Genomic DNA, 18255 nt, shown 5'->3' with positions numbered 1-18255 from the left:
CCATGACCACCACCGCCGCATCCCTCACCACCGTGGCCGGCCTGCGCACCACCCCCACCGCGGGGGTGGGCGGCGACCCCGCCCGGGGCCTGCTGCCCCTGGCCCGCCGGGCGGACGGGCTCGTGGGGTCGGTCATCGACTCCTCGACGTCCCTGCTCGCCGCCCAGACCCACGACATCGTCCGCTTCGCGATGGGCGCCCCGGCCGCCGAGGTGATCCCCACGGAGCAGTTCCGGCGGATCGCCGCCGAGGTCCTCGGCGCCGGCTCGTTCACGTACGGGGCCACGGAGGGCGAGCCCGGTCTGCTCGAGACCGTCGTGGCCCACCACTCCACGACCCCGGAGCCGACCCGGCCCGAACGGCTCGTCATCACCTCCGGCGGCATGCAGGGCCTCGACCTCGCGTTCAAGCTCTTCGTGGACCCTGGCGACCTCGTGGTGGTCGAGTCCCCCACCTACACGAACGGCTCCGGCACCGCCCTCAGCTACGGCGCGGACCTGCTCGAGGTCCCCGTCGACGAGGACGGCATGGACGTGGACGCGCTGGAGACGCTGGTCGCCGAGACCGGGCGCACCCCGCGGGCGGTCTACACGATCCCGAACTTCCAGAATCCCTCCGGCACCACGCTGAGCGAGCCGCGCCGGCGGCGCCTCCTGGACCTCGCGCACCGGTGGGGCTCCGTGATCATCGACGACGACCCGTACGGGGGCCTGCGCTTCGCCGGCGAGGACGTCCCCGGGTTCCGGGAGATCAGCCCGGACGACCCGCTCGTGTTCTCGGTGCGGACCTTCTCCAAGGTCCTCGCCCCGGGGCTGCGCGTGGGGTGGGTGGACGCCGACCCTCGGCTGCGGAGGCTGCTGATCGCCGGCAAGCAGGCCATGGACACCTGCACGAACGTCCCCGGTCAGCACATCGTGGAGCGGTTCGTGCGCCAGGGCGGCTACGACGACCACCTGGCCGGCCTGCGCACGGAGTACCGGCGGCGCAAACAGGCCATGGACGCCTCGATCGCCCGTCACCTGGGCTCCCGGGTGGTCACGACCGACCCCGAGGGCGGCTTCTTCCTGTGGGTGACCCTGCAGGGCGACGACGCGGCCGTGGCCACGCCCCGGCTGTTCGAGATCGCCCTCGCCGAGGGGGTCGCCTTCATCCCCGGTCCCGCGCTGTCCCCCTCGGGCCGGTTCCAGGACGCCTTCCGGCTGTGCTTCGCCTCCACGAGCCCGGAGCGCACGGAGGTGGGCGTGCAGCGCCTGGCCCGGGCCCTGGACCTCGCCCGGGCGGAGCTGACGGGGCGGTAGCACCGGGCCGGCCCGGGACCCGGCGGCAGGGACGACCGCGCCCCGCCCGGCCGCCGGCCTCAGTCCGCCCCGGCGTCCTCGTAGGGGTAGGCGGCGATGACCTCCCGGACGCGGTCCAGGGCCGGCCCGTCCAGGCCGTGGTCCGGCAGGACGGCGGCCCACGCGTCCACGGCGACGTCCCCGTAGTTGTGCCCGTGGCCGGCCGGGACGGCCTCGCCCAGGACCATGTCCACGGCCAGCTGGAGGTAGGTCAGGAGCGGGATCCACACCATCGCGTCGCTCACGTCCGCGGCGCGCCCGCCCTCGGCCTGCGGTCCCGCCAGCCACTCCGGCCGCTGCCAGATCACGGCGGGGTCCAGCCAGGTGATGGGGTCCGTGGCGTGCTGGAGGTAGGCGATCCGCGGGCGCTCCCACGGCCCGGGCACGGCGTCGAAGTCCCCCGGGACGGAGAGCCAGCGCACGGTCCGGCCCTGGTCCAGGACCGGCTGCCACACGGGGCTGCCGGGGTCGCGGCCCTCCTGCAGGCTCCGCCAGGGCTGGGCGTTGTTCGGCGGGCCGGTGAACACGGCGCCGTCCGTGCGGCGGGTCATCTCCGGGACGTCGGCGAACACGGACTGCATCCCGGAGGCGCCGAGGCTCAGCCCGTACACCACCAGCCGGGGACGGTCCCCCGCCGGCATCCGCGCCCACTCGGCGTGCACGGCGTCGAACAGCGCCCGGCTCGAGGCGCGGGGCAGCTCCGGGGCGAAGAGGAAGGAGACCCAGCTGGGCTGGTAGGAGTACTGCGTGGCCACGATCGCCGTGCGCCCCGCGTTGAGGTACTCCACGGTGTCCACGGACTGGCGCTCGAGCCAGCCCGACCCGGTGGGCGCGGCCACCACCAGCACCTCCCGCTCGAAGCCGCCGGTGCGGCGCAGCTCGTCCACGGCCAGGGCGGCGCGCTCCTCGGCCGTCTCGGCCTGGTCCAGCCCCACGTAGACCCGCACCGGCTCCGCCGCGGGACGGCCCGTGACCTCCTCGATCTGCGCCGGGGTGGGCCCGCCGCCGACGAAGGCGCGGCCCTGCATGCCGAGCGCCTCCCAGCGCACCGGCGAGTCCCCGCCCGCCGAGCGCCACCGGGAGCCGGGCTCGGCCACGCCCTCGGGGGTCGTCGCGTCCCGTGCCGCGTAGACCCGGTCCGCCGCGGCCAGCACGCCGAGCACCACGAGCAGGACGGCCAGGAGGACGGCCGTGCCCGCGGCGGCCACGGAGACGGCCGAGGCCGCGCCCGCGCCGGCGCCGCGACGGCGGGCGAGGTCGCGGGCGCGCCGCCGCACGGCGCCCAGCGCGCCCAGGAGCCCCAGTCCCGCCGCGGAGGTCAGCGCCCAGGACAGCAGGAACGGGCCCAGCCCGGCGGCGGCCCGAGGGGGCATGTCCACGTTCGCGCGGACGTCGTTCTGCCACTCGACCACCAGGGCGGACAGGGCCAGCGAGCCCAGGACCACGAGGACGGCGGTCGCCGCCCACTCCCGCACGGCGGTCCGGCGGGAGCCGCGCCCGGAGCCCCGGGCCGGTGGGAGTCCGCCGGTGCGGCGGGCGGCAGCGGCCCGGAGCACGAGCCCCACGAGCAGGACCCCCAGGCCGTGGCCGAGCGTGAAACCGACCCCGGCGAGAAAGCCCTGGAAGACGGGCGGCCGCGGCAGCAGGGAGGGCGTCACCGCCGCCACGGAGAGGCCGAGCCCGAGCACGAGGCCGATCGAGCGCGCCACGGCGGGGGCGCTGGAACCGGGGTCCATGGCACGAGCGTAGTCGCCGCCCCTCCCGGCGCCTGCGGGGCGCCTCACCCGCGAGTGGCGGGGGCCGGACCGGTGCGCTGGGCGCGCGCGGCCAGGAGCCGATCGGCCACCAGGGACAGCACGGCGGCGAAGACCGAGATGAGCAGCGCCGCCAGCGCGGCGACGAGCAGCCCGGAGACGGCCAGCAGGCCCGTCAGGGCGGAGAAGACCCAGATGAGCACCGCGTTCACCGCCAGGGTGAGCAGCGCCAGCAGCACCACCGACCCCGGCTGGGGCAGCCGGGCGGTGACGAGCGGCACGAGCACGTTGCAGAGGCCGATGCACAGCGCCACCACCAGGTGGGAGAGCAGACCGCCCTGGATGGAGAACCCCGGGAGCAACCACGCGGTGAGCTCGACCGCCCCCGCCAGCACCGCCCACCGCACGAGAAGCGACACGACCATGGCTGTCTCCTGTCCTGCTGCGCCCCGCTGCCTGCCGGACGGTGCTCCCACTGTCGCGCCCACGGCCGGGCCCCGCATCACCCGCGACGGGTGATGCGGCGGGCCGGCCGGACACAATTCCGGCATCCGGGCTCCTGGAGTAGCCTCCAAGCATGACGGGCGAACGGAGCGGGGCTCGTCCACCGCCGCCGGAACCGCTGTCCGCCACGCGCTCCTCGATCCCCCGGGTGCCCGCCAGGACGGTGCGCCGCCCGCGTCTCGAGCGGATGCTCGACGCCGGGGTGGCCGCCGGCACCGTGGTCGTCTCCGCCCCGGCGGGGGCGGGCAAGACGCTGCTCCTGTCGGGGTGGGCCGCACCGCGCCGCCCGCCCGTGGCCTGGCTGTCGGTGGAGCCCGAGGACCGGGACCCCCAGCAGCTCTGGGCCCGCGTCCTGGCGTCCCTGCAGGCCGCGCCCGACGTCGGCCCCGGGAGCGCCCTGGCCGGTCTGCGCGCCCCGCCGACCCACGATCCCCGCTTCGTCGACCTCCTGGTGGAGGCCTGCGGGCTGCTCCCGGCGCCGCGGGTGCTCGTGCTCGACGACCTGCACCGCATCGCGGGCTCGCCCGCCGAGGAGACCCTGGCCGCGGCGGCCCGGAAGGACCTCGGCGCCCTCCGCCCGGTGATCGCCACCCGCAGCGACCCGGACCTGCCGCTGCAGCGGCTGCGGCTGAGCGGCCGGCTGACGGAGCTCCGCGCCGACGACCTCCGCTTCGACCCCGCGGAGGCCCTGGAGCTCCTCGCCGCCCAAGAGGTCGCCCCCACACCGCCGCAGCTGGCCGTGCTGCTGACGAGGACGGAGGGCTGGGCGGCAGGGCTCCGTCTCGCCGCGCTGGCCCTCGAGGGCGCCGAGGACGTGGACGCGGCCGTCCGCGGACTGGCCGGGGACCAGCGCGGTCCCGCCGACTACTTCACCGAGGAGGTCCTCGCGCAGCAGGAGCCCGCGCTGACCCGGTTCCTGCTCGACACCTGCGTGGTCCGGCGCGTCTCGGGCGAGCTCGCCGACACCCTGACGGGCCGCAGCGACGGCCAGCGGCTGCTGGCCAGGCTCGAGCACGAGAACCTCTTCGTGGTCGCCCTCGACGACCGGCGGGAGTGGTACCGCTACCACCACCTCTTCGCCGACCTGCTGCGCCACCGGCTCAGGGCGGAGGACCCCGCGCGGCAGGCCGTCCTGCACCGGCGCGCCGCGGGCTGGTTCGCGGCCCACGGGGAGCTGCTCGAAGCGGCCCGGCACCTGCGCGCGGCGCAGGACTGGCCGGCGCTGGCCCGGTTCGTCCTGCGCAGCGCCGGCGCGGAGGTCCTGGGCACGGACCGCGCGGCCGTCGTCGCGCTGCTCAGCGGCGTGCCGGACGAGCTGGTCGCCCGGGACTGCGAGGTGGCCGCCGCGGTCGCCGCCGTGCGCTACGCCGCCTACGACCCGGTGGGGGTCGCCTCCCACGCCGCGCGCGCCCGCGAGCTGCTGCTCCGGCTGTCCGCGCAGGACGCCCGGCTGACCACGGTGGTGCTCTCCACGCTCGACGCCGTTCTGGCGTGGATGCACGCGGACGCCACCGAGCAGGTCCGCCGTTCCAGGACCGCGATCCGGCAGCTGGACGAGGTGCTCCCCGAGGAGCTCCCGGCCGCCCCCGTGTACCGCATCGCCACCGCCACGGTGCTGGCCATGGGCCTCCTGTGGACCGGTGAGCTCGGCGCCGCCGAGACCACCCTCACCCGGACGGTGGCAGCTCTCGCGGACCGCTCCGCCATGACCCCGGTGCTCGCGCTGCACCTGCACGGGAACCTCGCCGCCCTGAAGGCGATGCGCGGCCGGCTGCGGGAGGCTCGCCGCGAGGTGGACGTCGCACTGGCCGTCGCGGAGGAGTCCGGCTGGACCTTCCTCCCGCTGACGGCCACGGCGTTCCTGGCGGAGGCGGTGATCCGGCTCCTGGAGCACGACGTCGGGGCCTGCGCCGCCGCCCTCGACCGCGGGAGGGCGTGCGTGGGCCGGGTGCCGGACCGCTACGCGGAGACCGGCCTGGCCCTGGTGGGCGTGCGGCTCGAGCTCTCGAAGGGGGACGTGACCGCGGCCCGGCACCTCCTGGGGCGACTGCGCGGGAGCACGCAGGACTGGGCGATGCCGGACTTCCTCGCCCAGTGGTGCGAGCTGATCCGGGCCGAGATCCTCCTGGCGGAGGGACGGCCCGCCGCCGTCCCGGCGCTGCTCGGCGACCCGCCCGTCACCGCCCCGTCCCGGCGGCGGCCCCACGGGCACCGGATCGTCCTGCGGGCCCGGGCCCTGCTGGAGACCAACGACCCCGCGCAGTGCCTGCGGCAGCTGCAGCACCTGTTCCGGGAGACCGAGGTGGACGGAGGACCCGCCGTCGAGGCCTGGCTGCTGGCGGCCCTCGCCCACGACCGGCTCCGCGACGAGGTGCAGGCCCACGCCTGCCTCGGGCGTTGTCTGGCCGTGGCGGCCCCCGAGCACATCGTGCGCCCCTTCCTGCTCGTGGACGGGCAGCGGGTCAGGAGACTGCTGGAGCTGCACCGGCGGGCCGTGGGCACGCACCGGGAGTTCGTCGGGACCGTCCTGGACCTCCTCGGCGGCAGCACCCCCACCCGCGCACCGGCCGTGCTGGAGTCGCTGACCAGCCGCGAGCGCAGCGTGCTCCTGCTGCTGCCGACGATGATGAGCAACACGGAGGTCGGCGCCGAGCTGTACCTGTCGGTGAACACCGTCAAGGCGCACCTGAAGTCCCTGTACCGCAAGCTCGGCGTCAGCACCCGGCGGGAGGCCGTGCTCCGCGCCCGGACGCTCGGCCTCCTGGAGCACACGACCCTCGACGGGTCCCCCGGATCACCCGCGCCGGGTGAGGCCCGGCCCGCGGCGGAGCGGGACCCTGGAGGTGAACCCGGGGACGCCGAGAGCCCCGCCGGACCGGGGAGGACCTCATGAACTTCTGGGAGTTTCTGTGGCTGCTGGTGATCTGGACGCCGCTGGCCCTGCTCTGGGGCGTGGCGCTGGTCGACATCACCCGCCGTGAGGACATCAGGGGCGGGACGAAGGTGCTGTGGGCGCTCGTGATCGTCCTGCTGCCGTTCGTGGGACCGCTGGTCTATCTCCTCACCCGGTCCGTCGGCGCCGCCGAGGAGCAGCGCCTCGCGGCGGCCCGGTCGCGTCCGGGGCCGGGTGACGGGGGCCGTGCCCACCAGCTGACGCTCCTGGCGGACCTCCGGGACCGCGGCGCGCTGACCGCCGGGGAGTTCGAGGCCGAGAAGGCCCGGCTCCTGGGCGACGGCTCCCCGGGCGCGGACGGGCCGACCGCCGGCGGCACGACCGCAGCACCGTCGTCGTCGACGGGTGGCGGCGCGGAGGACGGTGCGGAGGACGACGCCGCGGGCCGGGCGGCGGCGCGGACGGTCTGAGGCCGCCCCGCACCGCCGGCGGCGCCCGGGTAGGCTTCGCGGATGAGAATTCCTCGTTCCTCCGGGCCCCGCCTGCTCCGTTCGTTCGCCGTCCGCTCCGCCCTGGGCATGGTGGCCGTGCAGGCGGCGGTGGTGGCCACCCTGGTGGCCACCGACGCGATCAAGCGCCGGAGCCGCTCGAGGCGCTCCGGGTTCCCCCGCCCGGGCACGTTCGAGCACACGGTCGCGGAGACCGGCACCACGATCTACACCTACGGCGAGGACCTCTACCGGGACATGCTCGCCGCGATCCGCGGCGCCCGGCACCGGGTGCTGCTGGAGACCTTCATCTGGAAGGACGACGAGGTCGGGCGCGAGTTCCTGGACGCCGTCAACGACGCCGCCGCCCGCGGTGTCGAGGTGCACGTCATGTACGACGGCTTCGGCAACCTCGTGGTGCCCCGCGGCTTCTACCGCTTCCACCCGGACGTGCACGTCTTCCGGTTCCCCGTCCTGCGCCCGCGCCTGCTGCTGAGCCCCCTGCAGGCGACCGGGCTGACCCACCGCAAGCTGCTGGTGGTCGACGACGAGGTCGGGTTCGTGGGCGGCTACAACCTCGGCTCGCTCTACGCCACGCAGTGGCGGGACACCCACGTGCGGCTCACCGGCCCCGCCGCCTTCGAGCTGGGCCACTCCTTCGCCGCGGTGTGGAACCACCCCTCGGCGCGGCGGCCGAAGCTCCCGCACGTGAACCCCGGCTCCTGGGACTCGCGGGTGCGCGCGATCAACAACATCCCGGCCAGCCTCGTGTACCCGATCCGCAGCGTCTACCTCGACGCGATCCACCGGGCCACGGACCACATCTACCTGACCACCGCCTACTTCATCCCCGACCAGCAGATCCTCTCCGCCCTGATCGAGGCGTCCCGGCGGGGCGTGGACGTGCGCGTCATCCTGCCCGAGGACTCCAACCACGTGCTCGCCGACTGGCTCTCCCGCGGCTTCTACTCGACCCTGCTGGCCGCGGACATCACCGTGCTGCTCTACCGCCACGCCATGATCCACGCCAAGACCGCGACGATCGACGGGCAGTGGTCGATCGTCGGCACCGCCAACATCGACCGGCTGAGCCTGGGCTTCAACTACGAGACGAACCTCGAGATCCACGACCGGGACGTGGCCGCGGACATGGAGGCGGTCTTCGCCGCCGACAGCGAGAACTGCCGGGAGCTGACCGCGGGCCGGTGGGACGAGCGGTCCCCCGCGGCCTGGTTCGCCGAGACCGTCCTGGTGCCGCTGCGCCCCTTCCTGTGACGCCGTGGCCCTCCGGGGCCGCTCAGGCCTGCGCTTCCGGCTCGTCCCCGGCCGGGGCGGGCCGTCGTGCGGCCGCCCGCGGGCGTCGTGCTCCGTGGCCCCGAGCCGGCCGCCGGGGCGGTGCTGGTAGCGCATCCGCTGGTACTTCCACCGCTCGGCCATGCTCGCCTAGGACCGGGCGGTGTCCTGGGGGTCGAGCGGGTCCGGTCCCAGCACCGGGTCCTCCCCCGCCTGGTACCGGCCGCTCCACACCTGGATCACGGCCCAGGCCACCGCGGTGATCGGCACGGCGAGGATGGCCCCGAAGATCCCGCCGACGATGGTGCCCACCGTGAGGGCCAGCAGCACGACGATCGCGTGCAGGCTCAGGGTCCGGCCCATCACCACGGGCTGGAGGAGGTCGCCCTCGATCTGGTTGACGACGACGACGACGCCGGCCACGATCAGGGCGGTCCACGGGCCGTTGGTCACGAGCGCGACCAGGGCGGCCAGGATCCCCGCGGCCGTGGCGCCGACGATCGGGACGAACCCGCCGATGAACACGATGACGGCCAGCGGCAGCGCCAAGGGCACCCCGAGCAGGGCCAGGGGCACCCCGATGAACACCGCGTCGACGGCGGCGACGACCGCGGTGCCGCGCACGTAGCCGCCGAGCACCTGGACCGCCCGGTCCCCGGACTCGGCGAGCCGCGCCCGGGTCCCGCCGTGGAACCAGCGCAGCGTGAAGTTCCACATCTTCGCGCCGTCCTTCAGGAAGAAGAACAGGACGACGGTCATGAGCACCACGCCGGCGAGGAACTCGGTGGCGGCCGTGAGCCCGCTGATGGCTCCCCCGGCGAACGCGCTGGACGTGAGGAAGTCGGTGGCCCGCTGGAGCAGCGCGTCCAGGGAGGCGGTGTCCACGGGCAGGGGCCCGGACATGATCACGCGCTGCGGCTCCTCCCACCCCTCCACGGCCGAGGCCGAGAGGTTGTCCCACTCGCTGCGGACCGCGAGGACGATGCCCGTCACCACCCCGCCCACCAGAGCGAGGATGCCCAGGAACGCCGCCGCGGTGGCCAGCAGGGGCGCGGGAGACGGTGCTACCCTCGGGCGTCGGCGTGACGCGGGAGAGGCGGTGGTGGTCGTGGTGGCCGTGGAGGATCTCGACCCGAGCGCGGCCTTCGACGCCGTCGACCTGCTCGGCGTGCTGACCAACGGCGTCCTGGGCGGGGTGGTGGCGCGCCAGCTGAAGATGGACCCCGTCGGCTTCGCGTTCCTGGCCGTCGTCTCCGCGCTCGGCGGGGGACTGCTGCGCGACACCCTCCTGCAGGTCGGCTTCCCCGTGGCCCTGACGAACCCCGCGTACCTGATCACGGCGATCGCCGGCGCCACCATCGCGTTCTTCCTGCAGTTCCGGGGGAAGTGGACCAACCGCGTCCTGGTGGTGGCCGACGCCCTGGCCCTGGGCTGCTGGGCGGCGACGGGCACGGGCAAGGCCCTCGACGTGGGACTGACCTGGCTGCCGGCCGTCATGATCGGGGTGATCACCGCCGTGGGCGGCGGGATGATCCGCGACATCGCGGTGGGGCGGGTGCCGATGATCTTCGGCGGCAACACCCTCTACGCGACCGGGGCGGTGATCGGCAGCGCCGAGATGGCGGTGCTGCACGGTCTGGGCTACCCCAACTGGGGCATGGCCGCGGCGATCCTCACCGCCGCCACGGTCACCGTGGTGGCCCGGCGCCGGGGGTGGCGGCTGCCCGGGGCGGGCGAGTGGAACGTGCGCCTGCCCCGCAGGGACTGGCCCCGCCCGATGTGGCGTCCGCGCCGGCCCGGCGGTCCCGGCCGCGGCGAGGAGCCCGGCGCGTCCTGACGCCCCGCCGGCCCGCGCGCGGGCAGGGGCGCAGCCCGGTCAGGCGCCCAGGACCCGCTCGAGTCCGTCCTGCATGTGGGCCCGCAGCAGCGTGTCCGCACGGTCCGCGTCCTGCGCGTCGAGCGCCTCGGCGATCTCGGTGTGCTCCCGGAGGCGGGCGTCGGCGGACCCGTAGGTCCCCTGCATGCCGGTCAGGGACATCCGGATCTGGGTGAGCAGCGTCCGGTGCATGCCGAGCAGCCGGGGGCTGCCGGCGAGCTCCACGAGCAGCTCGTGGAAGTGCAGGTCCGCCTCCGACATCGCGCGCCCGTTCGGCTCCGGGGCGGCGGCCCGCATCTCGGCCAGCGGCACGGCCAGCGCCTCGGCGGCCCGGGGCCCGGTGCCCGTGGCCACGATCCGGCGCACGGCCGCGCACTCCACGGCCTCCCGGGCGAGGTACATGTCCCGGACCGCGTCCTCGGTCAGCTCCATCACGAACAGCCCGCGGTTGCGGTGGCCCACGAGCAGGCCCTCCTGCGTGAGCCGCTGCATGGCCTCGCGCAGGGGTCCCCGGCTCACGTTGAGCTCCCTGGCCAGCTCCTGCTCCACGAGCTGGCTCCCGGGCGGGAAGCGGCCGTCGGCGATGGCCTCCCGCAGGATCCTGGCGATGAGCGCAGGGGTCGACTCCTGGACCACGGGGGGAAGGGCCGACCGGGCTGCCATGCTGCTCTCCATCTCTCGTCCGGCCCGGGGCGGGGCGCCCGGGCCGAGGATCCATCCTAGTTCGCGCCGTGCCGGCCGGCTCAGGGCTCCTCCGCGCGGGCGAACCGCAGGGTCTCGCCCCGGGCCCCGCCCATCCACACGTCCTGGCACGCGGCGGCCAGCTCGTCGAGGCCGTCCTCGATCGTGGCGAAGACGTTGCCCGGCACCCACCCAACGTCTCCATTGAGCAGCAGGTTGTTCCGGCCGTAGAAGACGGCGAGGTCGATGAGCAGGCGGTGCTCGGAGGTCCCGGAGGAGGCGTCGTAGCCGTAGGCGGGGTTCTCGAGCACCCCGTCGAAGCTGAAGTAGCAGAGGTCCCCCGGGATGGGCGTCACGGTCTGGTTCTCGGGCCCCGGCTCCTCGGGCGCGAACGCCGGGACCAGGGCGTAGATCTCGTTGCGGGCGAACTTCCCGTGGAAGACCTGGCCGGCGAGGGGCAGCGCCCGCCAGACGGCCTCGGCGGTCCGGGGCGCCTCGCGGTCCAGGAGCCGGGCGCGGGCGGTGACGGCGCGCCGCTCCAGGCCGACGGTGAGGTAGCGGGTCACGGGGTGCTCCGCACCGGCACCGCGGCGGAGGACCGGGCCGCGGCCGGTGGGCGGAGGGCGCCGTGGCCGGCCGCGGCCTCGTAGGCGGCCGCGGCGTCGAGCACCCGCTGGTCGCCGTGGCGCGGGCCCACGATCTGCAGGCCGACGGGCAGCCCCTCCGCGGAGAGCCCGCACGGGACGGTGACCGCGGGCTGCTGGGTGAGGTTGAAGGGGTAGGAGTAGGGCGTCCAGCTGGTCCAGTCCTGGCTCGGGGACCCGGCCGGGACGTCCGTGCCGGCCTCGAAGGCCGTCCGGGGCAGGGTGGGCGTCACGAGGACGTCGTAGCGCTCGTGCAGCAGGCCCATCCGGCGGCCCCAGGCCATGCGGCAGGCCGTGGCGTCGAGGTAGTCCTGGGCGGTGAAGCCGTGGTGCCGCTCGAGCGCGGCGCGCAGGGAGGGGTCGATCCGTTCGAGCGCGCCCGCCCCGCAGCCGGCCACCACGGCCGCCGCGCCGCTGAACCAGAGCACGTGGTAGGCCCACACGGGGTCCTCCTGGCCCAGCTCCACCTCCTCGACCACCGCGCCGAGCTCGGCCAGCACCCCGACGGCCGCCCGCACGGAGCGCTCCACCCCGGGGTCGTTGGCGCCGTAGCCGAGGTCCGGGCTGAAGGCCACCCGCAGGCCGGCCGCCCGCTCCGGGCCGGCCAGCCGGCCGAGGAAGCTCCCGGTGGGGGTGGGCAGCGCGGACCAGTCCCGGGGGTCGTACCCGGACAGGGCGTCGAGCATCGCGGCGGCGTCGGCCACGGTGCGGGTCAGCGGCCCGGCGTGGGCCAGCGTGCCGAAGGGGCTCGCCGGGTACAGGGGCACCAGCCCGTAGGTGGGCTTGAGCCCCACAATCCCGCAGAAGGAGGCCGGGATGCGGACGGACCCCCCGCCGTCGGTGCCCACCGACAGGGCGCCGAGCCGGGCCGCCACGGCGGCGGCCGAGCCGCCCGAGGAGCCGCCGGGGGTCCGGGCGGTGTCCCAGGGGTTGACCGTGACACCGGTGCGGGGGCTGTCCGTGACGCCCTTCCAGCCGAACTCCGGGGTGGTCGTCCTGCCGACGAGCACCGCGCCGGCCTCCTTGAGCCGGGCCACCGACGGGGCGTCCTCGTCCCACGGCCCGGCGTCGTCGACGAGCAGGGAGCCCCGCAGGGTGGGCCGGCCGCGGGCCAGGAGCAGGTCCTTGACCGTGGTGGGCACCCCGTCCAGCGGTCCGCGCCCCTCCCCGCGGGCCCAGCGCTCCTGCGAGTCCCGGGCGCCGCGCAGCGCCTCGTCGCCCTCCACGAGGCAGAAGGCGTTGAGGACCGGGTCCACGGTCTCGATCGCGCGCAGCGTCGCCTCGACGACCTCGACCGGCGACAGCTCGCCCGCGGCGTAGGCCGCCGACAGCTGCAGCGCGGACAGCTCCAGCACGTCCTGCACGGGACCCCCTCCGGCGGCTACGATTGTCGACAATCAAACTGTAAGCTCTTCGCCGATCTCGTCCAACCCTCCCGGGAGGGGGCGCCCCGACGTGCACACCGTGGTCATGCTCTATCCCGGGCACAGCGCGGAGGACGACTACGCGGTGCTGGAGCGCCTCGTGCCGGACGCCGCCTTCCCCGTGGTGCACACCTGGGAGGGCGGCACCGCGCACGACGTCGGGGCGCTGCTCGACCTCGGCGCCCGCCGGCACCTGGAGCCCGCCGCCCGCCGGGCGCGCGCCCACGCCCCGGACGCCGTGCTGTGGGCCTGCACGTCGGGCAGCTTCGTGCACGGCCGGGAGGGCGCGCTCGTCCAGGCCCGCTGGGTGGCCGAGGCCGGCGGCGCTCCCGCCTCCTCGACGTCCTGGGCGTTCTCGGCGGCGGTCCGGCACCTGGGGGCCCGCCGGGTCGCGGTGGCGGCGACCTACCCGGCGGACGTCGCGGTCCGCTTCACGGCCTTCCTGGCCGGGGACGGCATCACGGTCACGGCGCTGTCCGCCCACGGCGTCCCCAGCGGCGAGGACGCCGGGCGCCTCGACGCCGAGTGGCTGCTCGGGGCCACGCGCGCCGCGGACGTCCGGGGCGCCGAGTGCCTGCTCGTCCCGGACACGGCCCTGCACACGGTGGCCGCCCTGCCGGAGCTCGAGCGGGCGCTCGGGCTGCCCGTGCTGACCGCGAACCAGGTGACGGCGTGGCACGGGCTGCGGCTGGCCGGGCACCCCGCCCGCGCCGACCGGCTCGGCGCCCTCTTCCGGGCCTGACCCGGGCCCGCTCAGCGCAGCTCGGCCTCGCGGGACGGCAGGGCGCACAGGCGCTGCCCCGGGCCCTCCGGGGTCAGGCCCAGCCGGCGCAGGCCCGCCCACAGCGTGACCTGGTTGGCGGTCAGCACCGGCTTGCCCAGCTCCTGCTCGAGGGGCGCGATGAGGTCGTAGGTGGGCAGGTTGGTGCAGGCGACGAAAACGGCCCGGGCCTCCTGCCGGTCCGCCCGGCGGACGAGGTCCGCCGTCACGGCGTAGGGGACGTGCCAGATGAGCCGGTCCAGCCCCAGGCCCGCGCAGGCGACGACGTCCCTGCCGTCCTCCGCGAGGAAGTCCTCCAGCCGCTGCGTGAGCCGCTCGACGTAGGGGGTGGCGATCGCGAGGGCGGTCGTGCCCAGGGCGTCGAGCGCCTCGAGCAGCGCCTCGGAGGTGGTGAGGGCCGGGACACCGGTCTCCTCGGCGATCGTCCGGGAGATCCGCCGGGCCCCCCGCCGGCCGTGCACGAAGCTGCCGGACGTGCAGGCGTAGACCACGGCCTCCGGGCCCACGGCCGCCAGGGAGCGGGCCGCCGCCCTGATCTCGGCGTCGTCGCCGATCCGCGCGGCCATGAGCTCGTCCACGACCAGGGGGTGGTACGGCGTGCGCGCCACCGCCAGGGACGTCGTCGCGGGCATCCACCGCCACATCTCGCGGTCGAGGGCCATGTCGTAGGGGTTCACCACGCCGAGCACGCGCTGGACGCCGGGGCCCTCCGGGAGGGGCGTCTGCGGGGCGGCCATGCCTCCATGCTGGCACCGCTCCGGCCGGTCGACAACGGTCGTGACCGGACACGACGAGGGCCCGGGAGCCGTCCTCCGACGTCCCCCGGGCCCTGGCGACCGCCGGGTCAGCGCTGCAGCTGCTCCGCGGCGGTGGGGTCCGAGTCGTTGAGGAACTTCTGGATCCGCTCGGCCTCGTCGAACTCGCCGATGGCCGCGGCGGCCCGGCCCAGGGCCGCGAGCGCCCGCAGGAAGCCGCGGTTGGGCTCGTGGGAGAACGGGACGGGCCCGTGGCCCTTCCACCCGTGGCCGCGCAGGGCGTCGAGGCCGCGGTGGTAGCCCACGCGGGCGAAGGCGTAGCCCTCGAGGACGCGGCCCTCGGCGAGGGCGTCCTCGGCGCACATGGCCCACGCGAGGGAGGCCTTCGGGAAGCGCGCGGCGAGGTCCTCCGCCTCGTCGCCCGCCTCGATGCGCTCGACCAGGCCCGGGTCCTCGGTGAGGTAGGTGGGCTCGGGGCCGCCGAGCAGGTTCTTGCCGGTGAGGCTCATGAGGGACGGGGTCCTTTCGATGCGCGGGACTGCGGGGCGTGCAGGACGGGCGCGGGAACGACGGCGGCGCCCCGCTCGGGCAGGACGCCGCCGTCGTGCTCCGCGGCCGCGGAGGGGCGGCTACTTGACGGAGGTCCCGGCGGAGCCGAGGTTCTGGCAGGCCTCGACCACGCGGGCGGCCATGGACTCCTCGGCCAGGGCCCCCCACACGCGCGGGTCGTACTTCTTCTTGTTGCCGACCTCGCCGTCGATCTTCAGGACGCCGTCGTAGTTGGCGAACATGAACCCGGCGATGGGGCGGGTGAAGGCGTACTGGGTGTCGGTGTCCACGTTCATCTTGACCACGCCGTAGGAGACGGCGTCGGCGATCTCCTGCGCGGAGGAGCCGGAGCCGCCGTGGAAGACGAGGTCGAACGGGCGGTCCTGGCCGAGCTTCTTGCCGACCTCCGCCTGGATCTGCTGCAGCAGCTCGGGGCGCAGCTTGACCCCGCCGGGCTTGTACACGCCGTGCACGTTGCCGAAGGTCAGGGCGGTGAGGTAGCGGCCGTTCTCGCCGGCGCCGAGGGCCTCGACCGTGGCGAGACCGTCCTCGACGGTGGAGTACAGCTTCTCGTTGATCTCGTTCTCGACGCCGTCCTCCTCGCCGCCGACCGCGCCGATCTCGACCTCCAGGATGATCTTGGCCTTGTTCGTGCGGGCCAGCAGGTCCTGGGCGATCTTCAGGTTCTCGTCGAGCTCGATGGCGGAGCCGTCCCACATGTGGGACTGGAAGATCGGGTCCTCGCCGCGGGCCACGGCCTTCTCCGACTCCTCCAGCAGCGGCAGCACGAAGCCCTCGAGCTTGTCCTGCGGGCAGTGGTCGGTGTGCAGGGCGATGTTGACGTCGTAGTTCTTGGCGACCTCGCGCGCGAAGGCCGCCATGGCGAGCGAGCCGGTGACCATGTCCTTGACGGAGGCCCCGGACCAGTAGGCGGCGCCGCCGGTGGAGGCCTGGATGATGCCGTCCGAGCCGGCCTCGGCGAAGCCGCGGATGGCGGCGTTGAGGGTCTGGGAGGAGGTGACGTTGATCGCCGGGTAGGCGAAACCCTTCTCCTTGGCCCGGTCGATCATCTCGGCGTAGACATCAGGGGTTGCGATGGGCATGCTGGCTCCTTCGGTTCGGGTGTGGCCTGGCTCCCACTCTAGCCAAAGCCGCGCCGCGGGACGACGGGGGACGGCGGGTGGACGCGGCGGGTCGCCCGTCAGGCGACCGGCTGGCCGAAGACGTGGCGCCGGACCCAGGCGTGCATCGCCACCGCGGCCGCCGCGGAGGCGTTGATGGAGCGGGTCGAGCCGAACTGGGCGATCGACAGGGTGGCCCCGGCAGCGGCGTGCATCTCGGGGCTCAGCCCCGGCCCCTCCTGGCCGAGCACCAGCACGCAGCGCTCGGGCAGGTCGTAGGTCTCGAGCCGCTGCGAGTCGGGGAAGTTGTCGATCCCGATCACGGGCAGGCCCTCGGCGTCCGCCCAGGCGGCGAACTCCTCGACGCTCGCGTGGTGGCGCAGGTGCTGGTACCGGTCGGTGACCATCGCGCCCCTGCGGTTCCAGCGCCGTCTGCCGATGATGTGCACCTCCCGGGCGAGGAACGCGTTGGCGGTGCGCACCACCGAGCCGATGTTCAGGTCGTGCTGCCAGTTCTCGACCGCCACGTGGAACCCGTGCCGGCGGTTGTCCAGATCGGCCACGATCGCGTCCATCGTCCAGTACCGGTAGGCGTCCACGACGTTGCGCCGGTCCCCGTGCTCGAGCAGCTCCGGGTCCCACTGCTCCCCCTCGGGCCACGGGCCCGCCCAGGGGCCGACGCCCACAGCGGGGGCCGGTCCCGCGGCGCCGGTCCCGTCGACGGGGTCAGTCAAGCCCGAGCTCGTCCTTCGTGAAGGCGTAGAGGCACGGCACGCCCGCCGTCTCCTCGATGCGCTCCTTGGCGCCGGTCCGCCGGTCCACGATGATCGCCACGGCCACCACGTTGGCGCCGGCCCGCTGCAGGGCCTCCACCGCGGTGAGCGCGGACCCGCCGGTCGTGGAGGTGTCCTCCACGACGACGACGTCGCGGCCCTGCACCGGGGGGCCCTCGACCTGGCGGCCCATCCCGTAGCTCTTCTGGGCCTTGCGGACCACGAACGTGTCGACGGCCCGGCCCTGGTCCCCCGCCGTGCGCATGATCGCGTGGCCCACGGGGTCCGCCCCCATGGTCAGCCCGCCCACGGCGGCGCAGGAGATCCCGGCCTCGTCGAGCAGCGCCAGCATCACCTGACCCACGTAGCGCGACGCCTCGTGGTGGAGGGTCACGCGGCGCAGGTCCACGTAGTAGTCGGCCTCGATGCCGCTGGCGAGCGTGACCCGGCCCCGCACCACGGCGAGGTCGATGATCAGCTGGCGGAGGCGGTCGCGGGCCGTCGCGAGGTCGACGGGCGAGAAGTCGGTGGTCATGGGCCCCAGTCTATGGGGCGGTCTCTCAGCGGGGCGCCATGCGCAGCGCCCCGTCCATCCGGACGGTGGTGCCGTTGAGGTAGTCGTTGTCGAGGAACGCCGCCACGAGCTGGGCGAACTCCCCGGGCCGGCCGAGCCGGCGCGGGAACGGCACGCCCGCCGCGAGCGCGGCCCGGAACTCCTCGCCCACCGCCGCGAGCATGGGCGTCTCGATCACGCCGGGGGCGATGGTGTTCACCCGGATGCCGGCGCTCGCGAGGTCCCGGGCCGCGGTGAGCCCTAAGCTGTGCACCCCGCCCTTCGACGCCGCGTAGGCGGCCTGCCCCACCTGCCCCTCGAACGCGGCGACGGAGGCCGTGTTGACGACCAGCCCGCGCTGGCCGTCGTCGTCGACGGGGTCGGTGGCGGCGATCCGCTCCGCGGCCAGGGCGAGGACCGTGAAGGTGCCGAGGAGGTTCACGCGCAGCACGGTCTCGAACAGGTCGAGGTCGTGCACCCCCTTCTTCCCCAGCACCCGGGCCGAGGGGCCGATGCCGGCACAGTTGACCACGGTGCGCAGGGGCCCGGCGCCGGCCGCGGCCGCCACGGCCCCGCGCACCTGCTCCCGGTCGGTGACGTCGGCGGGCACGCGGGTGACGCCGGGGACGTCGGGGGCGTTCTCGAGCGCTGCCGGGAGGTCCACGCCGAAGACCCGCACGCCGCGCCCGGCGAGCATCGCGGCGGTGGCCGCGCCGAGGCCCGAGGCGGCGCCGGTGACGAGGGCGGAGGTGTCGGTGACGTCCATGCGGGGTCCTTTCGGAAGGAGCTGCTCGGGGCGGTGGGGGCCGGACGGTGGTGCGGGGACCCG

General features: G+C 75.2%; 18 protein-coding genes. 6 read left to right on the top strand and 12 right to left on the bottom strand.

Annotated elements, in window-relative coordinates:
- The first annotated feature begins 2 nt into the window (after positions 1-2).
- On the top strand, positions 3-1298 hold the full coding sequence (locus RF640_RS07155) for a PLP-dependent aminotransferase family protein (RefSeq protein ID WP_241975615.1): 1296 nt from the start codon (positions 3-5) through the stop codon (positions 1296-1298).
- Between the two features lie 59 nt (positions 1299-1357).
- Here the strand turns inward: RF640_RS07155 and RF640_RS07150 are convergent, their stop codons facing one another.
- Positions 1358-3073 (bottom strand): alpha/beta-hydrolase family protein, encoded by a 1716-nt coding sequence (locus RF640_RS07150; RefSeq protein ID WP_368827264.1) that lies wholly within the window; start codon positions 3071-3073, stop codon positions 1358-1360.
- 44 nt (positions 3074-3117) lie between these two features.
- Positions 3118-3516, bottom strand: a complete 399-nt coding sequence (locus RF640_RS07145) for a phage holin family protein (protein WP_368827262.1) — start codon at positions 3514-3516, stop codon at positions 3118-3120.
- Positions 3517-3668: 152 nt separating this feature from the next.
- Here RF640_RS07145 and RF640_RS07140 point away from each other — a divergent pair, with 152 nt between their 5' ends.
- The 3 genes from RF640_RS07140 to RF640_RS07130 are packed head-to-tail and all read left to right on the top strand — an operon-like array spanning position 3669 to position 8251.
- A complete protein-coding gene (locus RF640_RS07140) occupies positions 3669-6488 on the top strand; it encodes a LuxR C-terminal-related transcriptional regulator (RefSeq protein WP_368827260.1) in 2820 nt (939 codons plus the stop codon).
- Positions 6485-6958, top strand: a complete 474-nt coding sequence (locus tag RF640_RS07135; protein WP_017833062.1) for an SHOCT domain-containing protein — start codon at positions 6485-6487, stop codon at positions 6956-6958. The genes RF640_RS07140 and RF640_RS07135 overlap by 4 nt, the downstream gene beginning before the upstream one ends.
- Before the next feature lie 42 nt (positions 6959-7000).
- Complete coding sequence (locus RF640_RS07130; protein WP_051063743.1) at positions 7001-8251, top strand: phosphatidylserine/phosphatidylglycerophosphate/cardiolipin synthase family protein; 1251 nt, start codon at positions 7001-7003, stop codon at positions 8249-8251.
- A 168-nt stretch (positions 8252-8419) separates the two neighbouring features.
- Here RF640_RS07130 and RF640_RS07125 read toward each other — a convergent pair whose 3' ends face one another.
- Entirely contained in the window at positions 8420-9274 is an 855-nt protein-coding gene (locus RF640_RS07125; protein WP_368827258.1) for an AI-2E family transporter, read from the bottom strand.
- Positions 9275-9368: 94 nt separating this feature from the next.
- On the opposite strand from RF640_RS07125, the gene RF640_RS07120 reads away from it, so the two are divergent.
- Positions 9369-10106, top strand: a complete 738-nt coding sequence (locus tag RF640_RS07120) for a trimeric intracellular cation channel family protein (protein WP_017833060.1) — start codon at positions 9369-9371, stop codon at positions 10104-10106.
- Between the two features lie 39 nt (positions 10107-10145).
- On the opposite strand, the gene RF640_RS07115 is transcribed toward RF640_RS07120, so the two are convergent.
- The 3 genes from RF640_RS07115 to RF640_RS07105 form a co-directional block, all read right to left on the bottom strand.
- Positions 10146-10808, bottom strand: coding sequence for a GntR family transcriptional regulator (locus tag RF640_RS07115; protein WP_035925743.1), 663 nt, complete (start codon positions 10806-10808; stop codon positions 10146-10148).
- Between the two features lie 80 nt (positions 10809-10888).
- The gene (locus RF640_RS07110; RefSeq protein WP_017833058.1) at positions 10889-11392 is read right to left on the bottom strand and encodes a DUF3830 family protein; all 504 of its coding nucleotides are present in this window, start codon (positions 11390-11392) and stop codon (positions 10889-10891) included.
- Positions 11389-12834, bottom strand: a complete 1446-nt coding sequence (locus tag RF640_RS07105) for an amidase (protein WP_109268546.1) — start codon at positions 12832-12834, stop codon at positions 11389-11391. The genes RF640_RS07110 and RF640_RS07105 overlap by 4 nt, the downstream gene beginning before the upstream one ends.
- 91 nt (positions 12835-12925) lie before the next feature.
- Here RF640_RS07105 and RF640_RS07100 point away from each other — a divergent pair, with 91 nt between their 5' ends.
- Positions 12926-13636, top strand: coding sequence for a maleate cis-trans isomerase (locus tag RF640_RS07100; RefSeq protein WP_368827255.1), 711 nt, complete (start codon positions 12926-12928; stop codon positions 13634-13636).
- Between the two features lie 11 nt (positions 13637-13647).
- Here the strand turns inward: RF640_RS07100 and RF640_RS07095 are convergent, their stop codons facing one another.
- The 6 genes from RF640_RS07095 to RF640_RS07070 form a co-directional block, all read right to left on the bottom strand.
- On the bottom strand, positions 13648-14412 hold the full coding sequence (locus RF640_RS07095) for an aspartate/glutamate racemase family protein (protein ID WP_109221778.1): 765 nt from the start codon (positions 14410-14412) through the stop codon (positions 13648-13650).
- A 107-nt stretch (positions 14413-14519) separates the two neighbouring features.
- Positions 14520-14939, bottom strand: coding sequence for a DUF3151 domain-containing protein (locus RF640_RS07090; protein WP_017833053.1), 420 nt, complete (start codon positions 14937-14939; stop codon positions 14520-14522).
- Positions 14940-15059: 120 nt separating this feature from the next.
- Complete coding sequence (gene fbaA / locus RF640_RS07085; protein WP_035925569.1) at positions 15060-16082, bottom strand: class II fructose-bisphosphate aldolase; 1023 nt, start codon at positions 16080-16082, stop codon at positions 15060-15062.
- 98 nt (positions 16083-16180) lie between these two features.
- Positions 16181-16834, bottom strand: a complete 654-nt coding sequence (locus RF640_RS07080) for a TrmH family RNA methyltransferase (protein ID WP_368827252.1) — start codon at positions 16832-16834, stop codon at positions 16181-16183.
- Positions 16827-17408, bottom strand: a complete 582-nt coding sequence (gene pyrE / locus RF640_RS07075) for an orotate phosphoribosyltransferase (protein WP_017833050.1) — start codon at positions 17406-17408, stop codon at positions 16827-16829. The genes RF640_RS07080 and pyrE overlap by 8 nt, the downstream gene beginning before the upstream one ends.
- A 25-nt stretch (positions 17409-17433) precedes the next feature.
- A complete protein-coding gene (locus tag RF640_RS07070) occupies positions 17434-18192 on the bottom strand; it encodes an SDR family NAD(P)-dependent oxidoreductase (RefSeq protein WP_035925563.1) in 759 nt (252 codons plus the stop codon).
- Positions 18193-18255: the final 63 nt, after the last annotated feature.

This window comes from Kocuria sp. CPCC 205231 (assembly GCF_040980965.1).
Classification (GTDB): Bacteria; Actinomycetota; Actinomycetes; order Actinomycetales; family Micrococcaceae; genus Kocuria; species Kocuria rosea.
The sequence above is the reverse complement of the archived record's forward strand: the minus strand, read 5'-3'. Positions and strand labels throughout refer to the sequence as shown.

What these genes read in the sequence shown, in the direction of transcription:
- RF640_RS07140 (WP_368827260.1), top strand. Translation starts at nt 3,669, where the DNA reads ATGACGGGCGAACGGAGCGGGGCTCGTCCACCGCCGCCGGAACCGCTG.
- RF640_RS07150 (WP_368827264.1), bottom strand. Translation starts at nt 3,073, where the DNA reads ATGGACCCCGGTTCCAGCGCCCCCGCCGTGGCGCGCTCGATCGGCCTC.
- RF640_RS07145 (WP_368827262.1), bottom strand. Translation starts at nt 3,516, where the DNA reads ATGGTCGTGTCGCTTCTCGTGCGGTGGGCGGTGCTGGCGGGGGCGGTC.
- fbaA (WP_035925569.1), bottom strand. Translation starts at nt 16,082, where the DNA reads ATGCCCATCGCAACCCCTGATGTCTACGCCGAGATGATCGACCGGGCC.
- RF640_RS07070 (WP_035925563.1), bottom strand. Translation starts at nt 18,192, where the DNA reads ATGGACGTCACCGACACCTCCGCCCTCGTCACCGGCGCCGCCTCGGGC.
- pyrE (WP_017833050.1), bottom strand. Translation starts at nt 17,408, where the DNA reads ATGACCACCGACTTCTCGCCCGTCGACCTCGCGACGGCCCGCGACCGC.
- RF640_RS07115 (WP_035925743.1), bottom strand. Translation starts at nt 10,808, where the DNA reads ATGGCAGCCCGGTCGGCCCTTCCCCCCGTGGTCCAGGAGTCGACCCCT.
- RF640_RS07130 (WP_051063743.1), top strand. Translation starts at nt 7,001, where the DNA reads ATGAGAATTCCTCGTTCCTCCGGGCCCCGCCTGCTCCGTTCGTTCGCC.
- RF640_RS07090 (WP_017833053.1), bottom strand. Translation starts at nt 14,939, where the DNA reads ATGAGCCTCACCGGCAAGAACCTGCTCGGCGGCCCCGAGCCCACCTAC.
- RF640_RS07155 (WP_241975615.1), top strand. Translation starts at nt 3, where the DNA reads ATGACCACCACCGCCGCATCCCTCACCACCGTGGCCGGCCTGCGCACC.
- RF640_RS07135 (WP_017833062.1), top strand. Translation starts at nt 6,485, where the DNA reads ATGAACTTCTGGGAGTTTCTGTGGCTGCTGGTGATCTGGACGCCGCTG.
- RF640_RS07095 (WP_109221778.1), bottom strand. Translation starts at nt 14,412, where the DNA reads ATGGCCGCCCCGCAGACGCCCCTCCCGGAGGGCCCCGGCGTCCAGCGC.